General features: G+C 58.6%; 28 protein-coding genes. 15 read left to right on the plus strand and 13 right to left on the minus strand.

What is annotated here, in order from left to right:
* Positions 1–109: 109 nt before the first annotated feature.
* From AB6729_RS10290 to AB6729_RS10350, 13 genes are all read right to left on the minus strand, one after another.
* Positions 110–526 carry a hypothetical protein gene (locus AB6729_RS10290; RefSeq protein ID WP_371081523.1) on the minus strand — a complete coding sequence of 139 codons (417 nt, stop codon included), beginning with the start codon at positions 524–526 and terminating at the stop codon, positions 110–112.
* Positions 523–957, minus strand: coding sequence for a hypothetical protein (locus AB6729_RS10295; RefSeq protein WP_371081524.1), 435 nt, complete (start codon positions 955–957; stop codon positions 523–525). Before AB6729_RS10295 ends, AB6729_RS10290 begins: the two co-directional genes overlap by 4 nt.
* 29 nt (positions 958–986) lie before the next feature.
* Positions 987–1235, minus strand: a complete 249-nt coding sequence (locus tag AB6729_RS10300; protein ID WP_371081525.1) for a hypothetical protein — start codon at positions 1233–1235, stop codon at positions 987–989.
* A gap of 125 nt (positions 1236–1360) precedes the next feature.
* Complete coding sequence (locus AB6729_RS10305) at positions 1361–1570, minus strand: hypothetical protein (RefSeq protein ID WP_371081526.1); 210 nt, start codon at positions 1568–1570, stop codon at positions 1361–1363.
* Positions 1571–1963 carry a hypothetical protein gene (locus AB6729_RS10310; RefSeq protein ID WP_371081527.1) on the minus strand — a complete coding sequence of 131 codons (393 nt, stop codon included), beginning with the start codon at positions 1961–1963 and terminating at the stop codon, positions 1571–1573.
* Positions 1960–2166: a hypothetical protein gene (locus tag AB6729_RS10315; protein ID WP_371081528.1), complete on the minus strand. Its 207-nt coding sequence runs from the start codon at positions 2164–2166 to the stop codon at positions 1960–1962. Before AB6729_RS10315 ends, AB6729_RS10310 begins: the two co-directional genes overlap by 4 nt.
* Entirely contained in the window at positions 2163–2396 is a 234-nt protein-coding gene (locus tag AB6729_RS10320; RefSeq protein ID WP_371081529.1) for a hypothetical protein, read from the minus strand. Before AB6729_RS10320 ends, AB6729_RS10315 begins: the two co-directional genes overlap by 4 nt.
* Positions 2393–2608, minus strand: coding sequence for a hypothetical protein (locus AB6729_RS10325; RefSeq protein ID WP_371081530.1), 216 nt, complete (start codon positions 2606–2608; stop codon positions 2393–2395). Before AB6729_RS10325 ends, AB6729_RS10320 begins: the two co-directional genes overlap by 4 nt.
* Positions 2605–3177: a hypothetical protein gene (locus tag AB6729_RS10330; protein ID WP_371081531.1), complete on the minus strand. Its 573-nt coding sequence runs from the start codon at positions 3175–3177 to the stop codon at positions 2605–2607. The genes AB6729_RS10325 and AB6729_RS10330 overlap by 4 nt, the downstream gene beginning before the upstream one ends.
* A complete protein-coding gene (locus AB6729_RS10335) occupies positions 3174–3350 on the minus strand; it encodes a hypothetical protein (protein ID WP_371081532.1) in 177 nt (58 codons plus the stop codon). Before AB6729_RS10335 ends, AB6729_RS10330 begins: the two co-directional genes overlap by 4 nt.
* Entirely contained in the window at positions 3347–4324 is a 978-nt protein-coding gene (locus AB6729_RS10340; protein ID WP_371081533.1) for an AAA family ATPase, read from the minus strand. Before AB6729_RS10340 ends, AB6729_RS10335 begins: the two co-directional genes overlap by 4 nt.
* Positions 4325–6334 (minus strand): hypothetical protein, encoded by a 2010-nt coding sequence (locus AB6729_RS10345; protein WP_371081534.1) that lies wholly within the window; start codon positions 6332–6334, stop codon positions 4325–4327. It abuts the gene before it with no gap.
* Positions 6335–6440: 106 nt separating this feature from the next.
* Complete coding sequence (locus AB6729_RS10350; protein ID WP_371081535.1) at positions 6441–6938, minus strand: hypothetical protein; 498 nt, start codon at positions 6936–6938, stop codon at positions 6441–6443.
* Here AB6729_RS10350 and AB6729_RS10355 point away from each other — a divergent pair.
* From AB6729_RS10355 to AB6729_RS10425, 15 genes are all read left to right on the plus strand, one after another.
* Complete coding sequence (locus tag AB6729_RS10355) at positions 6926–7894, plus strand: S24 family peptidase (RefSeq protein WP_371081536.1); 969 nt, start codon at positions 6926–6928, stop codon at positions 7892–7894. The genes AB6729_RS10350 and AB6729_RS10355 overlap by 13 nt on opposite strands.
* Before the next feature lie 13 nt (positions 7895–7907).
* On the plus strand, positions 7908–8492 hold the full coding sequence (locus tag AB6729_RS10360; protein WP_371081537.1) for a hypothetical protein: 585 nt from the start codon (positions 7908–7910) through the stop codon (positions 8490–8492).
* A 43-nt stretch (positions 8493–8535) separates the two neighbouring features.
* Complete coding sequence (locus tag AB6729_RS10365; RefSeq protein WP_371081538.1) at positions 8536–9315, plus strand: DNA adenine methylase; 780 nt, start codon at positions 8536–8538, stop codon at positions 9313–9315.
* A 276-nt stretch (positions 9316–9591) separates the two neighbouring features.
* The gene (locus tag AB6729_RS10370; RefSeq protein ID WP_371081539.1) at positions 9592–10119 is read left to right on the plus strand and encodes a TIGR02594 family protein; all 528 of its coding nucleotides are present in this window, start codon (positions 9592–9594) and stop codon (positions 10117–10119) included.
* A gap of 11 nt (positions 10120–10130) precedes the next feature.
* Positions 10131–10856 carry a hypothetical protein gene (locus AB6729_RS10375; protein ID WP_371081540.1) on the plus strand — a complete coding sequence of 242 codons (726 nt, stop codon included), beginning with the start codon at positions 10131–10133 and terminating at the stop codon, positions 10854–10856.
* 145 nt (positions 10857–11001) lie between these two features.
* The gene (locus AB6729_RS10380) at positions 11002–11133 is read left to right on the plus strand and encodes a hypothetical protein (protein ID WP_371081541.1); all 132 of its coding nucleotides are present in this window, start codon (positions 11002–11004) and stop codon (positions 11131–11133) included.
* A 12-nt stretch (positions 11134–11145) separates the two neighbouring features.
* Complete coding sequence (locus AB6729_RS10385; protein ID WP_371081542.1) at positions 11146–11439, plus strand: hypothetical protein; 294 nt, start codon at positions 11146–11148, stop codon at positions 11437–11439.
* A 60-nt stretch (positions 11440–11499) separates the two neighbouring features.
* On the plus strand, positions 11500–11820 hold the full coding sequence (locus AB6729_RS10390) for a hypothetical protein (protein WP_371081543.1): 321 nt from the start codon (positions 11500–11502) through the stop codon (positions 11818–11820).
* Positions 11813–12331, plus strand: a complete 519-nt coding sequence (locus AB6729_RS10395; protein WP_371081544.1) for a hypothetical protein — start codon at positions 11813–11815, stop codon at positions 12329–12331. Before AB6729_RS10390 ends, AB6729_RS10395 begins: the two co-directional genes overlap by 8 nt.
* Positions 12332–12334: 3 nt before the next feature.
* A complete protein-coding gene (locus AB6729_RS10400; protein ID WP_371081545.1) occupies positions 12335–12655 on the plus strand; it encodes a hypothetical protein in 321 nt (106 codons plus the stop codon).
* On the plus strand, positions 12645–13373 hold the full coding sequence (locus tag AB6729_RS10405; protein WP_371081546.1) for a phage protein Gp27 family protein: 729 nt from the start codon (positions 12645–12647) through the stop codon (positions 13371–13373). The genes AB6729_RS10400 and AB6729_RS10405 overlap by 11 nt, the downstream gene beginning before the upstream one ends.
* Positions 13327–14991, plus strand: coding sequence for a hypothetical protein (locus AB6729_RS10410; RefSeq protein ID WP_371081547.1), 1665 nt, complete (start codon positions 13327–13329; stop codon positions 14989–14991). Before AB6729_RS10405 ends, AB6729_RS10410 begins: the two co-directional genes overlap by 47 nt.
* Positions 14979–16520, plus strand: a complete 1542-nt coding sequence (locus AB6729_RS10415) for a hypothetical protein (protein ID WP_371081548.1) — start codon at positions 14979–14981, stop codon at positions 16518–16520. Before AB6729_RS10410 ends, AB6729_RS10415 begins: the two co-directional genes overlap by 13 nt.
* Before the next feature lie 2 nt (positions 16521–16522).
* Complete coding sequence (locus AB6729_RS10420; RefSeq protein WP_371081549.1) at positions 16523–17425, plus strand: hypothetical protein; 903 nt, start codon at positions 16523–16525, stop codon at positions 17423–17425.
* Positions 17426–17430: 5 nt separating this feature from the next.
* Positions 17431–17754 carry a hypothetical protein gene (locus AB6729_RS10425; RefSeq protein WP_371081550.1) on the plus strand — a complete coding sequence of 108 codons (324 nt, stop codon included), beginning with the start codon at positions 17431–17433 and terminating at the stop codon, positions 17752–17754.

The raw sequence follows: 17754 nt of genomic DNA on the forward strand, positions 1-17754 counted from the left end.
ATCAACACGCCAGCTCCTAGCCCACATTCGAAGAGGACGCCACCTGGAAGGGACGCGACAAGTATGAGGAGGATCGCGATCATAATCAGAGGAAGGACGATCAATAGCTTCACTGAGGCTCCTTGTTAAAGCGGCTTTCGATGTGCTTCACGATGCTGTCCGCTGCTGTGGTGATGGCGTTGTGGATGTCCAACGGCTCGTCGTAGCAATCGTTCGCAAGTGACCAGTCGGCGTGAAGATTGCGATCCAGAACGATGACGACGGCTGCATTCTGCGCGGCAGCAAACTGATGAATCGGCTGCGACATGCGCGTCTTCTCTTTGCGGCGGCCCTCAAGCACCGGGCATGAGGAGTTGTGTGGCGTCGTCTCTTCGTTGTCGGCGTTCATTGGATCGAAGTAGATGTCCTTCTGATACGTCGTCTTCCAGTGCTCGATAGGCTGTTTGCACAGCTTGCACTGACGGCGTTCCATCAGCTTGTAGCCAGCGCGCCTGATCTCAAGCAACGTGGTGGGAAAGCCGCTCATCGCGAGACTCCTTCCTGAACGACACTCAACATGCGCGTCAATGAATCGACGAGTTCCTGCTGGTCCAGCAGCGTACTGGCAGAACGCACCATGGCCTGTGCCTGACGGATGAGAACTTCTGCGGCATGGCGGCGCTCTTCGTGTGTCTGCGCGAGGAAGTAGCCACCATGCTCCGCGCTACGCGATGCGCAGACGGGAATACAGTAGGGCGTGTTTCGCAGCTCTGAAACGAGTTGCTTCACGCCACGCGGTGTCGTGCCGAGGCGCTGGGCCAATTCGCGCAGGGTGACGGTGTGTTCCGCGCCATAGTGGCGTTGCAGGAGTTCGAGCAGCCGCCGCTGGTCTGGCGATAGCGGCTGCTCGAAATCGGTGCGCGAGACGAGGTTCACTCGTTCGCGGGTGCGGTCGGATTGGAAAAGCAGATCATTCATTGCTGCGTTCTCCCTAAAGAGGTGATCTGTTAAACGTGCGGTTGGAACCACGCGGTGATCTTGCGAGCGACGTATCCGTCACTGAAGCCGAACGGATGCTTGAGGATGGTGAGGGTGAGCTGTGACGTCTCCGGGTTGTAGGCGTAGCCCACGGCAGCGCCGAAGTGCTGGATGGTGCCTTCGTTGCCAACGACTGGATGGCCGATCTCCTGCGCGACGTCGCTGCAGCGTTCGGCGAACTCTTCTGGGGTTACGGTGTAGGTGAGAGGCTGTGACATCTACTTTCCTTTCCTGTGTTCGCGGCACCATGTCCGCCATTCCTTGTCGATCTCGGCTTGCGTGGTGTTGGCGTTTTCGTACAAGAGCCACATCCGAGCGAAGTCTTCGTAAGCGAGACCGCCGATCATCGCTTCAACGGGTTTGCTTCGCATTGGCCGGTGGCAATCATGCGATCTATGAACTTGCCGCCTGCCGGGTTTAGTTCGCGCCAGCGGATGTCACAGGCCTCTTCGATCTCGATCAGCAGGGATTCATAGTCGAGGCGGACAAGCTCCTCTTTCTTTCTGTCCAGCAGCGTCTTGACCTCTTCGATTGCGTTCGTAAGTTTGGACATCTATGCCTCCGCTGTTTGTGCTCCGTTGAAGTAGGCGCGCTCGATGCACTTGCGCTGTGGGTGGTGACGGAGTGGCGCATCCATACGCGCGGTGTTGCGCTGGATCAGCAGCTCCGCACCGGCGACGATGCGTTCCAGTGGATTGCGGATCGCAGCAAGCATGACCTCGGCTTCTTCCGCCTCGGCATAACGGTTAATCGAACGCTCGCAGACCTCCGCGCGTTCCGAGGGCGCAAGGCTCTCCCACCAGGCGTCGATCATGCCGATGGTCATGCGGTGCGTGATCGGGCCGTCTTCAAGCACGGTGTAGACCGCGTTGGGATTGCCGTCGCGTTTGTCAGTGCCATCGGGCAGGCGCATGGATTGGGTCAGGGCTGAGGCGATGGTGTTCAAGCTGCCACCTCCTCTGGAAGCTGCGTGATGGCAACGTCGGCGAGCTGCTCGATGTAGCTGCCGGTCTGCGAGAGTGCCTGCAGGTGGGAGTGGGCTTCGTCGTGACGATTCGCATCCATCAGCATCTTCGAGAGAGTTGCGAGACTCTTTGCCCGATCTGCGGATTCGATGATCGTTTGCAGTCGTTCCTGTTGTGACATCATGCTGTCCTCCGGTGCGCCTGGTCGGCGGCCTTGGTGGTGTAGTGTTCGCGGAGTACCGCGAGCTGCAGTTCAACGCTTCGCATGGACGCGATGGCGGTCTTACAGCAGCGCAGGACGTCCTCTGGATCGGAGTGGCGGTTGCATACCGCTGCGTTCACGAGAGTCAGCGACTCCGTCATTGCAGCGGCCTCGCTCAATGCGTCTTCGGCGTGGTGGCGAAGGCTCCTCATGCTGCTGCCTGCAGTTCCTTGTCCCGGAGTTCGGGACGGCTGATGAAGGCGTGGGTGGCGGCGAGCCGTGCATAGGCACGGGCCTGATCTAGGTACTCTTCTGCTCCGGCGAGGTTGCCATCGTCCATGCGCAGCTTCGACATGAAGATGTGGTCGCCTGCATCGCCGCCGATGGCACCCGCCTCTTTGGCGTGGAACTCGGGAATGGTCATGCCGCCACCGCTTTCTTGGCGCGGGGCTTCCGTTGCTTCGCCTCTTTTTCACGCAAGGACACCTTCACGCGCGGCGCGGAGCTGCTGACCTTGATGCATTCGGCGAATGCAGCCTTCAGCTTCGTGCGAAGATGCTTCGGTAGATCAGCCGTCCGAAATACTTCCTCTGCACCTGCGACCAGCTCGTGCTTGATGCGCTCGCTGAAGATGCGTGAGAACAGATCGGCACGGTCATGTTCAAGTAACAAGAAACGCAGGTTGTTGATCTTCTCTTCGTCCAAGCTGGTGGTGGTAACGTCCGTGACCATCGCCGTATTCAACGCGCCTTCGATAATGCGCGAGTGCTCCGATCCAGCAGCAAACTGCCCCCAACCTTTGACCAGGATGATGACGCGGTCCTTCGCGTCCTTCTCTTCCTTCGTTGCCGATGTCTTTGCTTCCGCTGCGAACTGATAGGACCGCAGGATAATGTCCGTCTGTTCCGGCGTTGGGCCTTTGGCGACATCGATAATGACTGGCTCCGGTGCGGCCATCGTCTCTGCGTTGATTGTGTGCATGGTGCTGTTCATCGTTCCTCCGGGTAGTGGTGCTGCGTTGGTGTCTGGTATGGATGGGTGCAGTCGTAATCGAAAGCCTGGACAAAGCCCTGAATCACGGAAGCCATGACGAGGGCGATGAGACACATCCAGACGAAGTTGATCGCGAGATCACAGAGCGTCTTTTTTGCAGGAACTGGTTTCATTGCACGGAACCTTTCTGCGCAAGCTCCGCGCGTGTGGAGTTCATGGCCTTGAAGAGGCGACGGACATTGATGTAGGGCGTGCCGTGGCGATAGATATCCGGCACCGAGGAGTGATCGACGAGCGCCTGACGCTGGCGCTGAGACAGGTTCGGCATCTCGGCCTGGACGATGCTCATGGCGCTGGCGGCGCTGACACCGGAAAGCTCGACATTGGCTTCAATGCGAGAGTTGAGCTGTTCGAGGATGGGTGCCTGCTGGTTGAGGATCGTTGCGAGGCGATGGCTTCCCATCAGCAACACGCCGACGCGGAGGCCAGTCTCTGGATCGTGTAGCTCGCGGAGAGCCTCCAGTGCGTCCAGGGAGAGCAACTGTGCTTCGTCTACCGCGAGTAGAACCCGGTGCGGACGGAGCGCGAGACGCAGGCCGTTGAGGCAACTTGCCGTCGTCATGCCGCCGGGTGCGCCTGTGGTGAAGCAGATGCGGCGTAGCAGCTCACGCGGCCCCATCCTTGCGGATGAGCGGATGTAGAAGGCGCGTTCGTTGTCATCCAGTTGCAGATGGGCAGCGTTGAAGTCTTCCACCATGCGCCGGGTAACAAACGTCTTCTGCGACCCCGGAGGCCCATAGATAAGAGCCATTGCGCTGTTCGCGTGGCAGAACGAGAACCACTTGCGTAACGTGGCTACGTTCTCTGTCTGATATAGCTCTCCGCGTGTGGCCTGTGTGATCGCCAGCGGATAACGCTCAAACATGGTTTCGAGGTCGCGGCGGATGAGCAGATCGGAATCGGCTGTCTGCTCATACTTGTCCTTGGAAAACCGCTCGACACTGACGCGGCCACGTCCGCAAAGCATGGCGACCTGATCCCACGTCAGGTTGCCGTGTTCCTTATAGGCAACCAGCTTCTGACGCGTGGTCATGCTCTTTGGCAGAGATGATTCAAGGCTTTGTTTCAACTCTTCAGTGATGCGCACTTAGTCCTCCATCGCAGCGATCATGGCTGCCACGTCATGCGCACACATCGGCGCTGCCGCCTGCGGGGCGATCTTGCGTGGCTGTTTGGGTTGAGTGATGAGGCCAGCGATATCCGGCCCCGGCGTGGTGGGAACGTTTTCAGCGAGCAGCTCAAGGCGTGTCTTCGCGCCAAGGATGCGTCCGGTGCGCTGGATGGAGGCGAGCTTGTCCTTGCTGGCGCGGAGCGAGCCACGGGCGCGCTGCATGCCCTGCGCGATCTTTGCCTGCGTCTCTTGGTCGTGCGGAGCGAAGTTAAGCTTCTCCTGTTTGACCAGGACACACAGGACGCGACCGCGTTCGTCCGCGATGGCGACGGAGCTGCGGTCCAGTGAGTCGTACAACACCTGGACCTTGCTGCGGTCATCGCTACCGCCGGAGAGCGCCAACATCACCGAGGTTGCATGTGCATCGTCATACGCGGCGATGTAGCGTTCGCCATGCATGTCGATGCCGCCACGAATTACCGAGCGGATGGCGCGTTCTTCGAACGTGCCGGCAAGCTCCACGGCAAGCGGCCTCGGACGCTGGCGAGGGTTGCGTTCTGCTTTGAAGACTTCTGCAGGCGAGCGGCGATCCATGCCTTCCGCATCCATCGGCTGCTGATGGTGCCAGTCCACCCATGCAGAGAAGCCCTTGATGTAGTCGCTGGCGAGTGGAAGATGGGAGCGCTCTGGCTCGCCATCCTTCACCGCCTTGTCATGGTGCGCCATGGTGTGGCCGGAAATCTCCGGGCGAAGGTGCGGAGCGCCGCCCGTGTACGCCTTCGTCCACATCGTGTCGTACTGCTCATGCACGGTGCGGAACTGACGCTCGACATGCTTCGATTGCGGATGATTCGGAATGCAGTGCGTGACGCTCATGCCAAGGCGCGCAAGGATGCCGAGACGCATCTCCATCTCGGAGATGTCATCAAAGATGGTGGTGAGGTCGGCACCGGGCTGCACCATGTGGCCGCGCAGTGCGCCGCGTGCTACCTTCCGATACGCCTTGCCGTTGTCGCAATAGAACTGCTCTGCAGGACCGTGCGCGAGGACAGCGTTGCGGAGCGCCGCGCCGATGGGAACGCTGGACTCTTCCACGCCCCAGCACCATCCCACGAAGTAGCGGCTGCGGTAGTCCACGATGGCAGAGAGCTGCAGGCGAATCTTCTGATTTTTCGGAATCCAGTCGAAGACATCGTTCTGCGTGAAGACGTCGGCCTTCATTGTGTCTGCGATCCAAACCTGATTCGCGTATTCCGTGTAGGCGCGCTGGAGGTACGGCATGACGATGTCGCCATACTTCTTCTCTCCCTTGCGTGCGAGTTCCTTCAGGTCTTTGTCAGCGGCATCAAGGAAGCGCCGGATGGTGTCATAGCTGGGCAGATCGGCCAGCCCAAGTCCAAGACGCCATCCCTGCTGGCGCAGTGCGCGTTCCGCTGCACGAGCGCTGACGTGTGTGCCATCCGCGTAGCCAGTGAACGCGACCAGGGCGGCAGCGTCCGGGTGTTCGCTGAAAAAGCGGCTCTGACCGGCATCCTTGCGCGGCTTCTTCGCGAGGTTGGCTTCTCCACCTTCGCGGTAGCGCTTGAGCATGCGCTTAACGGTGCTGTCGCTCATGCCACGCTGCTCGGCCAGCCACTGGATCATGTCGGTCTGTGTGCGTACCGCAGCACCACTCAGCAGACGCAGGCCAAGCCGCTTGTCTGGATAGTTGATCCAGTCGAGCAGCGGAGCCAGAACCTCGCGGCGCTCTGCAGCTTCGCGCGCGGCGGTGTCATTCAGGACAACGCGCGGAGCCACAGGCAGTGGGCGTGGCTGCATGAATGTCGCCAGTGCGAGCTGTGCCGGTTCCTCGACCTGCAGCTTGCGCTGCTCGACCTCATAGCGTTCGCGTGCCTTGGGTGGCAACGAGGCAACCGCAAACTCCAACTGCGTCCAGCGGCCATTCCGTTCGCCGGTCTCGCGTGTGCGGACATTGCCTCTACGCACTTGTTCTGAAAGCCAGCGACGGTCCCACTCGGAAAGCCGGAGGAAGTCTTCCCGGGATATCCAGCGTTCGGGCGTTGGTAGAAGGTGGGGTTGCAGGGATGGGAGACTAGCCAATCTCCACCTCCTGCAGCTCACGTTCAAGCGAGGCGATGTTCTGTCCGGCACGTTTCTGGCGAAGGTATTCGCGGCCAAGCTCAAGGAGCTGCCAACCGGCGTCATCGATGACGTGGAGGCCGTGGGCTTCTGCGCGGCAGGTCAACAGGCGATCATCGCCCGTGACGAAGCAGAAGGCGCGGTCCAGCTCGGCGGGAAAGCGATAGTCGCCGCGCGAATCAGCGGAATACTTATAAAGCTGATTTGCCGTTACCGTAGTACCCGACAGCCGGGACATCTCTTCCGCAATCTCTTCGCGGCTTAACGTGCAATTGCGGATAGCTTCGGTAATCACGGCGCGGACCATCGCGCCATCGCTCATGCATCCAGGCATGACCTCGGCATGGCGACCGAAGAGTTTTTGTTGTGATCCAGCGGCAAAACGTCGTGCGCCTTTTGCCGGAGACACGCGGCTGGAGCGGCCAGCATGATGAGTGTGTGAACGATTCACGCCGCACGCTCCATCTGATCTCTGCGCTCTTGCTTGCGCTGCCAAGCCTTCTCTGCGGAGGTGAGGGCTTTGCTTACGCGCTTACTAGTGCGAGCGCCAAGGGATACCTGACGGACATGCTCGTGCGAGAGGCCGAGCCTCCGAGCAACAGCGGCCAGGAGGCCGTGCGGTCTTTTATTGGGCAGTACGATCATTGGGGCGATAAAATCCACGGGTGGAATCCACTCTCTAAATATGGAGATTATGCGCACGCGCATATGGACGTCAATGAAAATATGCGCACGCGCGCTGCCGCCGAACTGCGCCTCAAGATTGGGGAGGCGCTCCTGCATGCCCGAAAGAGGCTCAAGCTCAATCAAAGTGAACTAGCTCAAACACTTGGAACCGGACAGACGAATGTGTCGAAGTGGGAGAAGGGGAAAGACAAGCCCCCGCACACCGCGCTCCTGGTCATGGCTGATTTGGTTCCTGATTCAGAAAAAGGCCAGTGGCAAGAGTGGGCTGGAATCAAGCCTCAGCCACCGTCACCGCGAGAGCCTAGAGATATTGCCGTGCTTCGTGACGCCGCCGCAGCAGGTACGCCGAGAATGGTCAATGAAAAAGAAATCGATTTTCGACTCTCGTTACCGGCACATCTTCTGCCTGTAGGAGGCAAGCTTTTTGGCGTACCTATCGAAGGTGACTCCATGTCTCCAGTTCTTGAGACGGGCTATATTGCCATCGTAGACATCAACCGCCGCGATCCAAAGAAGCTGCAAAATCGCATGGTCGCCGCACGCGATGAGGATGGTGGTGTAACGATTAAATGGCTGCGCTACCAAGACCCGATGTACTTACTGGTTCCTCAAAACACTTCCCAGCGTCATCCGGTCTATATCGTGCGAGAAGGTGACCAAGTATCGATAGTTGGCGAAGTTGTGATGTGGATCGGAAAACCGCCGCTATCGAGGAAGTGAGGAGATGTTGGGCATGAGACGAATTGCAATGTTGTTGATAGTTCTTCCGTTGATCGGGTCTGCTCAGAACCGCGCCGTAGAAATCGGCATGACACGCGGTCATGTGCTGAAGATGACCGGCGCACCTAATGGGTACTTCGCTGATGGAATAAGAACGAAGGCGTTTCCGCGTGTGACGGTTGGATATGTCACAGAAATTTATGACCGACGCGTACAAGGAAGGAAGTACGAGCTTCGCATTGGTTATCAGCCTGACGAGTCTAAGTCCAGGTTGAACCCACCATTGGTGGTGTCAGAGCTGCGATTTGTATCAGACAAATTAATGCCGGCGTCTCAGCTCCTAACTGCCTCAATTGAAGCAGGGCGAATATGTGCACGCGGCTGCGAAATTCTCTCTCGTGGCGATAGGGGACTTTTGCTGAGATCGAATGGCAAAGAGAAGTTTTTTATCGAGGTTAGTGCTATGACTCAGTTCGGCACGGGAGAAGAGCCAGCAGTACGCTCTCTCGATGACACAGCAGGCGAGATTACGATCAGCACGATTCCTCCGTTCAGCTTCGAGAAGCTCACTAAACTTGGTGATTGGCCCCGAAACTAGTTTTCGCCTTTACTTCGCCTCTAGTTGGAGCTACGCTCCCTACATGTCCCTTGCACCTTTCGCTTGGCCGGGCGGCAAACGCGCTCTCACGAAGACGCTGCTAACCCTTATTCCGAAGCACACCATTTATGCGGAGTTGTTTGCAGGCTCGGCCAAGCTGCTTTTTGCAAAAGAGCCATCGAAGGCCGAAGTCCTGAACGATCTCAGTGGTGACGTGACCAACTTCTTCCGGGTCTGTAAGCACCGCACCGCTGAGCTAGCGGAAGCGCTGGCAGTGGAGTGCATCCACGCTGGCCGCTTCCGCGACCTGCGCACTGAGAAACCTGAGTGTGAGCTGGAACGCGCCCTGCGCTTTTACTATCTGACGCGCTACAGCTTCGGCGCGAAGGGCGAACACTTTGCCATGGGCAACGCGACGTCGCCGAAGTGCAGGCCGCTCGACCAGGTACGCGAGCTGCTCGCCGCGACCGCCGCGCGACTGGCGACGGTACGCATTGAGCAACAGGACTTCGCCTTCATCCTCAAACGCTATGACAGTGCAGGAACGTTCTTCTATCTCGATCCGCCGTATGTCGAGTACGGAGCCAATGGCCGGTACGAGCCACTGGATGAGTTGCGCCGCGAAGAGATGTTTGCGCTGCTGGCGAAGTTGAAGGGTAAGTTCCTGTTGAGCTTTGACGATCACCCTGAGATACGCCGCCGCGCGAAGCAGTATGGCTTCCGCATCCGTGAAGAGCAGGTGCCTTACTCGTTGTCTGCGAATGCGGATGCAAGAAAGAAGGCTGCTGAGTTGTTGGTAGCGAACTACGCTATCGCCGCATGAAGTAACAAGTTCTCCACACAAGAGCCGCCCATTAGGGCGGCTCTTCTCTTTGCATCAAGCCGTGAATGCGCTTCTGCGCCCGAATTCCCGGAGCGCCCTGAAGCAGCCGTCAAGGCGCGTCTCTCCCCACACACTCAGTTCATACATCGCAGGCCGAAGCGCCCGCACGATCCCTTCGTAAGGAAAGGAGGCTGCGGAAAATCGCCAGAGCCACTAGGGCCGGTGCAGCCATAAGGCTGCCCGGCACGGTGTAACCGGAGGAAGGTGCGCGTGGAGATGCCGATCACAACCGAAAGTGTTATGCCGGAGCCTTCATGGCTGGTACGCGCTCGTGTGGATATCGGCATCAAGGAAGCACCGGGGATTGCAGATAACGCTGTGATCGTCGGATGGGCGCGGTCGCTTGGCTATGCATGGGTCGCTAAGTTCTACGCACACGACTCAATTCCTTGGTGTGCATTGTGGATGGCTCACATCATGCATGACGACGGCAAGGCTATTCCTCCGCAGAAGGATGTGCTGGGCGCGCTGAACTGGCGGCTGTGGGGCACTCCTCTGCACCGCGCTGTTCCGGGTGCAGTTCTGGTGTTCACGCGTTCCGGTGGTGGGCATGTCGGCCTTTACGTTGGCGAGGACGAAACGCATTACCACGTCCTTGGCGGCAATCAGGGCGACATGGTCCGCATCGCGCGGGTTCCACGGTTCCAGTGCGTGGCGATCCGCTGGCCCTCTGAAGTTTTTCCGTATGGCAACCCGGTGATGATGGCGGCCTCCGCTGCACCGGCCTCGGTAACAGAAGCATGAAGGAGAAAACGATGAAGAATGTTCTTCGCGCGGCCCTCGGTACCGCGCTCTTGGCAGCAGCGGTCCTTTCCACTCACGCACAGGCACTGAAGCCGGATAACACCTTCACTCCGATCCGCCGAGATGGCGATGATCTTATGGGCCGACTGGTGGTGATCGGTCTACCTGCAAGCATGCAATCGGCCACGAAATGCTATGCAGAGGTTGGAGCGGGATGTACACAGCCTGATGCAACCTCTGTGATTTGGGCGAGGGGCGATGCTTCTAGCGAAGGTGGCCTTGCGGATGGTAGTGCTCCCATGTTGACGGTAGATGCCTCGCTGCCCACCGACATCTACGGCTTCGGCGTATCCGCGAATCCTGGTCAGACGCCCTCCGTCTCCGGCACCGCCCTGTGGGCGCACTCGCTCAACGGCTCCGGGACCTATGCGGGTACCATCGTGGACTTCCTGCCAGAAACCATTAAGCCCATCGTGGTGAGTACCAATGTGGGAGCGTTCGTGGCTCAGAAGGTCGCGACGGTTAAAGGTCATGACATCTTTGCCACCGGGTCAACAGGTATCGCCGTGACTGGTGCTCACACCGGCTGGAACTACACCGGAGGCGGCGCGATCTTCTTCAAACTGCCGCAGCCTAACTGGTTCCTGTCGGCCAATGTCCGGTTCTCCAAGTCCACCGTCTCAGGCGCGAACGCCTTCCAGCTCATCCCCGGCGTACAGCTTAACTGGGGCAAATAGAGACATTCATACAACTAACGAGGGGCAGTGGGCGGGGAGCGGCGACGGACGCCAACCCTCATTCGGAGTACAGGCTGCCAGGGTAGTAAAGCCCTTCGGCTGGGCCGTCGATCAGCCGGAGGCGAACCGGAAGAGGAGGTCCTGCATGGGGAGACCGATTACGGGTGGCCCATTTCGTGAGCGTGAGGATGCCTACGAATGGCTTTCCATCGGCATTATGGGCGGCCTGATGTTCGGCTTCCTTTTGGGGCTTGCACTAACAGCGGCGTGTTCGTAGGGGAGGCAGAGCTTGAGATGCGAGGGAAAAGACTCGTACCCCAGCGAATCTGCGGCCCTTGCAGCCGAGCGCTTCTACCAGCGGGGCATTGATGGCTACGCAGACATGCACAGCTATCACTGCGACCGCTGCGGAGAGTGGCATCACGCACACATTGTGCCGTCCTTTCTCCGCAGCCGGAAGAAGCGTGACACGCGGAAGCGGAGATGCCCCAAAATGCCCGGCCTGGTGGTGGAGAACCTGCCCTCGCCGATTCGGGCGCACAGCGAGGCCGGGGTGCTGGAAGGTACGACGGTAGCCCAATAAATCGCGCCAAGCTGGCGCGCATATCAGGAACGCCGGGATTCCCGGCTAGAAGAGCGAGGTATGACCCATATGAACGTTGTGGTTTGGCTCAAGTCGAAATGGCGGGTGATCGTTGGAGGCGTGGTGGTGGCCCTTGCGTGGCTCCTCTTCACCCTCGGAGTGGTTTCCGCTGAAGAAGCCTTTGGTATGGCAATGTCGGGCGCTGCGCTGGGCGGATTCAGCCAGTCGCTTTCTTCGCATAAGGCTCAGGTCATTGATGCCCTGGACGCGCAGAAGCAGTGGCATGAGCAGCGTGACGCGAAAGCCGTCGCCTTGATTGGAGAGGTGGCTGTACCACTCAAGCCGATAGAGAGCTTGGAGGATTCGCACCTCAATGGCTGATCCGCAGATCATTCCGCCGGGAAAGCGCTCACCGTGGCTGACGACGGACTTGCGTGGCTTTGCAGGCAAGCTCCTCGTCGGCGGTGGGTCACTTTACCTCGGCAATCAGATGGTCGATGTCTTTCGCGACCATCCAGCCGAGACCTTCGCACTCGCCAAAGCGTGGGGGCCAGCCTTCGCCGTGATCTTTCTCCTGATCTATATGTGGTCGCGCTCGCAGGACCGGCAATTTGATCTGCAGCAGAAGCAGCTTGACCAGCAGGAACGCGGTATCGCAGCGCAGGAGATGTTGGCTGAGGCGACACACAAGCTGGCCAATAAAGATGACGTGAAAGAGCAGCGCAACGAACTGTTGATTGCGCAGGCTGCCGCCGACTCAGCTCGCCTGGTGGATGCATTCGAGAGACAGCAGACCGCCCTGGACCGCATTGAACAGTTCCACCTGAAACTCGGTCCATGGATCGACAACCTGAAACTTTCCGCCACTGAACCTGCCAAGGAGAACAAGTAAGCCATGAAGCTGTCCCCCGATCATCTGGTTCGCCTGCGCCGAGAGGTGCTGCAGCATGTGTACAACAACCATGCTGCGCAGATGCATCGGCTGCAGCATCTGACCTTGCTCGATATCCTTCGCCGCCGTGGCTACAGCACGCTTGGTGAGCGCGACATCATCACCGTGTTGCAGGACCTTTGCGACCGTAAGTATCTGACATGCGAAACAGAGCATGATGACTGGTCCGGCGACCTCCTGCTGAAGAGCATCGAGATCACTCCGGTTGGCCGCAACCTGGTCGAAGGCTTTGCCAAAGACGAGGCGGTGGGTTTTGGCCGATAAGCCTGCAAAGAAGCGCCCCGGCGTGCGCGATGAACGGAAGTACCGGCAACCGTTGCAGATTGACCGGTTGCCGGAGACTGTCCACCAAGAAATTCGCGAACTCTACAACGGCAAGGGCAAGACCTGGACACAGATCGAAGAGCTGTCTTGCGACTTCGTGAAGTGGCAAGACCTCGACCCCGAAGTTGCTGCCCTCTTCGCTCCTGAGTTCAAGCTGCCGAAGACATCTCTGCATCGCTGGTACTACATCGACCGCCAGCGCATTCAGGATCAGGTCATTGAAGAAGGTGACGCTGCAGCGCGGCTCGCTGAAGTTCTCGCAGGCAAGCCTATTGAAGGCGTGAATGACGCCGTCGTCAATGCGCTGACTCGCGAAGTCTTCAACCTGGTCAAGACGAATGACCCGAAGGAACGCGCACAGTACATGGGGTGGCTGCAAGAAGTCACCTTAAGCATGTCGCGCGTGCAGCGTATCCAACTCGCCCAGCGCAAGGTTGACGCGGACATCGCGAGGAGCGAGGCACAACGCGCACAGTATGCCGCAGAAGCTGGCGACCCGAAGGAAATCTACCTAAAGGCCGCGAAGGACGTAATCCAGAAGCTACGCACGCGAGAGAAAGTCCGCGTCGTCATTGACACCATCAGCGATGAACTGATCACCGAGATTGCACATGCCGCCGAGTCGTTCAAGCAACAAGTCGAAACGCAGCATTCTTGAGGAGACGAAAGGCTCTCTCCGCGCGGTGTTTGGAATCGCGCCGGAGAGTCCGCTACTCGTTGCCCAAAAGAGTGAGGATGTACTGCGTGAGGCATGGGACCTTGCAACGGACATCACTGAATTTGCGAAGAAGTATCTTGGCCACTTCATGCGTGACCCGGTCACGGGTGAATGGGTTGAGCCAGCCGAGTTCCACAAGGAAATCTATCAGCTCCTGTTGACCGAGCGGCACTGCGCCATCGCCGCGCCGCGTGAACATGCGAAGTCCACAGTCGTCAGCGTGATCTTTCCGCTGTACTGCATCTGCTACAAGCTCCGTCGTTTCATTGTTCTCATTTCTGACACGCAGCCGCAGGCGGCGCTACAGCTCGCCGCTGTGAAGGAAGAGCTGGAAACGAATGTAGAGCTACGTGAGGCATTCGGCGATCTGATTGGCGATAAGAAATGGGACGTCAACGATTGCCGCACGAAGACAGGCATCACCATCGTTGCACGCGGCGCTGGCCAAAGCCTGCGTGGCCTGCGCTACCGCCAGTGGCGTCCAGACCTTGTCATCTGCGATGACATGGAGAACGAAGAGGGCGTCGCGAACCCGGAGAGCCGGGCGAAGCTGGTGCGCTGGTTCAAGGGCACGGTCATGAACCTTGGACGCCAGTGCCAGATTTTCGTTGTGGGTACGATCCTCCACTTCGACTCATTCCTGTCTGACCTCTTGAGCGCAGATAAGTTCCCCAGCTTTAAGAAGCTGCGCTATCAGGCCTGCGACCTGGTCACGATAGGCGGAACGATTGCCATCGTCGCGTCCTCCATCCTGTGGCCTGCGAAGTGGCCGCTGGAAGCGCTGCAGCAGAAGCTGCATGACGTCGGGATTGTCTTTTTCAACCAGGAATATCGAAACCTTCCGATCTCCGAAGAGACTCAGGTTTTTGAAGAAGCCTGGATCAATAACCACCAGTATTTCCGTTCCGAGTTGCCGGGCCTCCAGCTCATCAAGATCAGTTATCACGATCCGGCGATCAGCGAGTCTCGTAAGGCCGATTACTTCGGCAGCGTAACCATTGGACTTGATCAGGACAAAGGTGGAATCTACGTGCTGCGTGCCGAGCAGTCCCGCATGCCGTTTCTCAAGCAGGTGAAGTTCATCCTTGAGCTGGCGGATAACGAGCAGCCGGAAGTCATCGGTCTTGAAGATCAGGCGTATCAGGTTGCCTTGCGGCAGACGCTGGAAGCGGAGTCGGTTGCAACGGGACGCTATTACAACTTCGTCGGCGTCCAGCACCTCACTGACAAATTCATGCGCATTGCCACAATGAGTGGCCTTATTCAGAACGGCACCATTCGCTTCTGCCTTGATGGCAGCATGTCGGCTCTGATTCAGCAGCTCATCTACCTCGGCAAGATCAAGGACGATCTTGCGGACGCGCTGGAAAGCGCCGTGCGCCTTGCACGCGAGATGAACTTTAAGGCGATTGCAGCCACGGGCCGCACACAGACGGGTGAGCGCGGTGGAGAGCGCGGCATGTTGAGCCGCTTGCTTGCCGCTGTGTCTGGTGTGGGCCGCCCCAATAAACCACGCGAACTGATTCAAAGGAGCCGGAGGAGTATATGGCCCTCTTAACACTTTTCAGCGGTCACAAACCGCATGAACGCGCTGGCATGGTTCTGATGGACCTCAGTGAAGCTGCTGCCGCAATGAAGCCGAAGGTTACGGCGGAGGCAGTGTCGCCGGAAATACTGATGCAGGGAAACACTGACGGTGTCCCGGGTTCAGGTTTCCGCCGCATCACCAGCCGCCAGAGCAAACGCGACCTGACGCCGATGATGCAGGACCGGATGCAGCAGGTCTGCTACTACCTCTCGGTTGCAACACCGTGGGGCAAGCGCATCGTTGAGATCATCACCGGCTACACGGTCGGCAAGGGTTTCCGCGTCGTTGCCACTGACCCCGATGTGCAGGCCGTGATCGACCGCTTCTGGGACGATCCGGTCAACGCCATGGATAAGCGCATCGGTGAGTGGTGCGACGAGCAGACGAGGCTTGGTGAGGTCTGCAATGTCGCCAGCGTGAATCCGGTCAACGGCACCGTGCGCCTTGGCTATATCGACCCGCAGGGTATCGAGCGTATCCAGTTCGGTGTTCTGGACACTGTCGATGGCGGCGAAGCAATCGCTATTCCTACTGGCGTCCAGCTCAAGCGCCTGATGGGCGAAGCGCAGCCGCGCGTGCTGAACCTTGTCCGCACGGATGATGATCCCTACTCGGAGACCTTTGGCCATCTGAAGGGAAACTGCTTCTATTTTCCGATTAACAAGGCATCTGGCGGAAGCCGTGGCATCTCCGAGTTGTTTTCTCTCGCGGACTGGATCGACGTGTTCGACCAGATGATCTTTGACTTCGCGGACAAGGTTCGTTTCCTTAACCAATACATCTGGCATTACACCGTCGAAGGCGGTACGGATAAGCAGGTTGCAGCACTGCGTGAATCTGTCCTGAATAACCCGCCACGGCAGGGCGAGGCTCTCTTCACCAACGACCGCGTTACGGTCGAAGCGAAGACGCCCGATCTGCAGGGTGCGGATATGGCCGATAGCTCTGAGGTGGTGAAGAAGTATGGCCAAGGTGGCGCTGGCCTGCCGGATTGGTTCTTCGGTGATTCCGGTTCCGGCAATCGCTCGACTGCTGATGAGATGAATGGCCCCACCGGAAAGAAGGTTGGGCAACGGCAGGAGAACCTTGTCCACTCGCTCACGCAGGTGATTGCCTTCGTGATCGACTGCGCGGTGATCGCAGGCGTCCTGGGTGACGCGGTAGATCGGTCCTTCACGATAGAAGTTCCCAACGTTGCAGTGCGCGATCTCACCAATGGCGCGACCACACTCAGCAGCGTGACCACATCGCTTACGGTTGCGGAGGACCGCGGCTGGATTCGCAGCGAGACTGCGGCGCGTTCGTTCTGCGTGGTGCTTGCCGAGGTCGGCGTTGAGATCGACGATCCGCTGAAGGAGTACCAGCTCGCACAGGCGGAGTTGCAGGATAAGGCTCGTGAAAACCAGAACCTCATCCTTGACCAGGGCAAGCTGCAGGAGGCACTGACCGCGCTGCAGAAGCAGAACGCATTGCCCAGCCAGACGGGAGTTGATGCGTAACCATGGCACTCTCCCGCAGCGGCGCATACACGCAGCAGATGGACAGCCTTACAGAGGCTGCAAAGCTGCTTGCGCCGGAAGCTCGTGCGGCGATGGTTCCACTGCTGGAAGATGCCCATCGCCAGATCATGAAGGACCTTGCGCAGGTGACACCGGACAGCTACAGCGAATCGCGCCTGCGCCTGGTGAAACAAGGAATTGAGCAGACCCTTACGCAGCTTCGCAACGTGGCACAGAACACGGTGAACAGCCTGCAGACGGTGACGTATCGCGCGGCGGCCAATAGCGTTGACTCCGTCGTCTTCGCTGGCACCGGCAAGCAACTCATCCAGCCGGTGCTGGATACACGCGCCTTGAGTATTGTGCAGGGCTTCTCAGCGGATCTGATTGGTGGCGTGACCTCAGACGCTACGGCGAAGATTAACGCCGCGATTCAGCGCTCCTACCTTGGCAAGACCACTCTCTCTGATCTCTTCAACGTTGTTGGTCAGGCGCAAGGCAATGGCCAATTCAGCGGCCTGTTTGGAACGCTGGGAGCCAAGGCCGCAGACACGGCCATGAACGAAGTGATGCGCGTTGACTCGATGGCGAAGCAGGCACGTATCTCTGATCTGTCCACAAACATTGATGGCATCGGCAAGCAGTGGGTGCATCTGCCTATCGCACGCGTGCCGCGTGTGTCGCACATCCTTGCCGATCTACAGGTACGTAAGGCCGATGAGAGTTTCGAAGTCGGCGGAGAAGCGCTGATGTATCCGCGCGATCCGGCTGGCTCTGCGGCTAACACGATCTTCTGCCACTGCACCATGCGTCCACATGTCGCAGTGGATTTACTTCAACCCACTGACAGAGAACGCGACTTGTTGAAGAGTCTCGGCCTGTCAGTCACAACCACAAGGAGCTAAGAGCCATGGCATCAACTCTTGCCGATCACTCGGCACCCAAGCATCTTCCAGGCAAGCTGCAGGCGGAATGGAAGAAGACCTACAAGGAAGAAAAGGACGCTGTGCTGCGTGCAGACCCGGATAACCCCAACGCCGCTCGCGTGAAGGCGCTCCATGCCGCGAATAAGCTACTGCGCGTGAAGAAGCCAACATCGGCTGCCGACATCGAGAAGATGGAGCCACATGAGTTCGTCAAGCGCGAAGAGCGCGAGATCGACGGCGTTCCCCATCTTTGGGTGCTGACAGCGGATGGCGACAAGATCGCTTTCCCGAAGGAGACGAAGAAGTAG

The sequence above is a fragment of the Terriglobus sp. RCC_193 genome (assembly GCF_041355105.1).
Taxonomy (GTDB): Bacteria; Acidobacteriota; Terriglobia; order Terriglobales; family Acidobacteriaceae; genus Terriglobus.

Excerpts from the sequence above, each read along its gene's own strand:
- AB6729_RS10290 (WP_371081523.1), bottom strand. The coding sequence starts at position 526 with ATGAGCGGCTTTCCCACCACGTTGCTTGAGATCAGGCGCGCTGGCTAC.
- AB6729_RS10295 (WP_371081524.1), bottom strand. The coding sequence starts at position 957 with ATGAATGATCTGCTTTTCCAATCCGACCGCACCCGCGAACGAGTGAAC.
- AB6729_RS10300 (WP_371081525.1), bottom strand. The coding sequence starts at position 1,235 with ATGTCACAGCCTCTCACCTACACCGTAACCCCAGAAGAGTTCGCCGAA.
- AB6729_RS10305 (WP_371081526.1), bottom strand. The coding sequence starts at position 1,570 with ATGTCCAAACTTACGAACGCAATCGAAGAGGTCAAGACGCTGCTGGAC.
- AB6729_RS10315 (WP_371081528.1), bottom strand. The coding sequence starts at position 2,166 with ATGATGTCACAACAGGAACGACTGCAAACGATCATCGAATCCGCAGAT.
- AB6729_RS10320 (WP_371081529.1), bottom strand. The coding sequence starts at position 2,396 with ATGAGGAGCCTTCGCCACCACGCCGAAGACGCATTGAGCGAGGCCGCT.
- AB6729_RS10325 (WP_371081530.1), bottom strand. The coding sequence starts at position 2,608 with ATGACCATTCCCGAGTTCCACGCCAAAGAGGCGGGTGCCATCGGCGGC.
- AB6729_RS10330 (WP_371081531.1), bottom strand. The coding sequence starts at position 3,177 with ATGAACAGCACCATGCACACAATCAACGCAGAGACGATGGCCGCACCG.
- AB6729_RS10335 (WP_371081532.1), bottom strand. The coding sequence starts at position 3,350 with ATGAAACCAGTTCCTGCAAAAAAGACGCTCTGTGATCTCGCGATCAAC.
- AB6729_RS10360 (WP_371081537.1), top strand. The coding sequence starts at position 7,908 with ATGAGACGAATTGCAATGTTGTTGATAGTTCTTCCGTTGATCGGGTCT.
- AB6729_RS10365 (WP_371081538.1), top strand. The coding sequence starts at position 8,536 with ATGTCCCTTGCACCTTTCGCTTGGCCGGGCGGCAAACGCGCTCTCACG.
- AB6729_RS10370 (WP_371081539.1), top strand. The coding sequence starts at position 9,592 with ATGCCGATCACAACCGAAAGTGTTATGCCGGAGCCTTCATGGCTGGTA.
- AB6729_RS10375 (WP_371081540.1), top strand. The coding sequence starts at position 10,131 with ATGAAGAATGTTCTTCGCGCGGCCCTCGGTACCGCGCTCTTGGCAGCA.
- AB6729_RS10380 (WP_371081541.1), top strand. The coding sequence starts at position 11,002 with ATGGGGAGACCGATTACGGGTGGCCCATTTCGTGAGCGTGAGGATGCC.
- AB6729_RS10390 (WP_371081543.1), top strand. The coding sequence starts at position 11,500 with ATGACCCATATGAACGTTGTGGTTTGGCTCAAGTCGAAATGGCGGGTG.
- AB6729_RS10395 (WP_371081544.1), top strand. The coding sequence starts at position 11,813 with ATGGCTGATCCGCAGATCATTCCGCCGGGAAAGCGCTCACCGTGGCTG.
- AB6729_RS10400 (WP_371081545.1), top strand. The coding sequence starts at position 12,335 with ATGAAGCTGTCCCCCGATCATCTGGTTCGCCTGCGCCGAGAGGTGCTG.
- AB6729_RS10410 (WP_371081547.1), top strand. The coding sequence starts at position 13,327 with ATGCCGCCGAGTCGTTCAAGCAACAAGTCGAAACGCAGCATTCTTGAG.
- AB6729_RS10415 (WP_371081548.1), top strand. The coding sequence starts at position 14,979 with ATGGCCCTCTTAACACTTTTCAGCGGTCACAAACCGCATGAACGCGCT.
- AB6729_RS10420 (WP_371081549.1), top strand. The coding sequence starts at position 16,523 with ATGGCACTCTCCCGCAGCGGCGCATACACGCAGCAGATGGACAGCCTT.
- AB6729_RS10425 (WP_371081550.1), top strand. The coding sequence starts at position 17,431 with ATGGCATCAACTCTTGCCGATCACTCGGCACCCAAGCATCTTCCAGGC.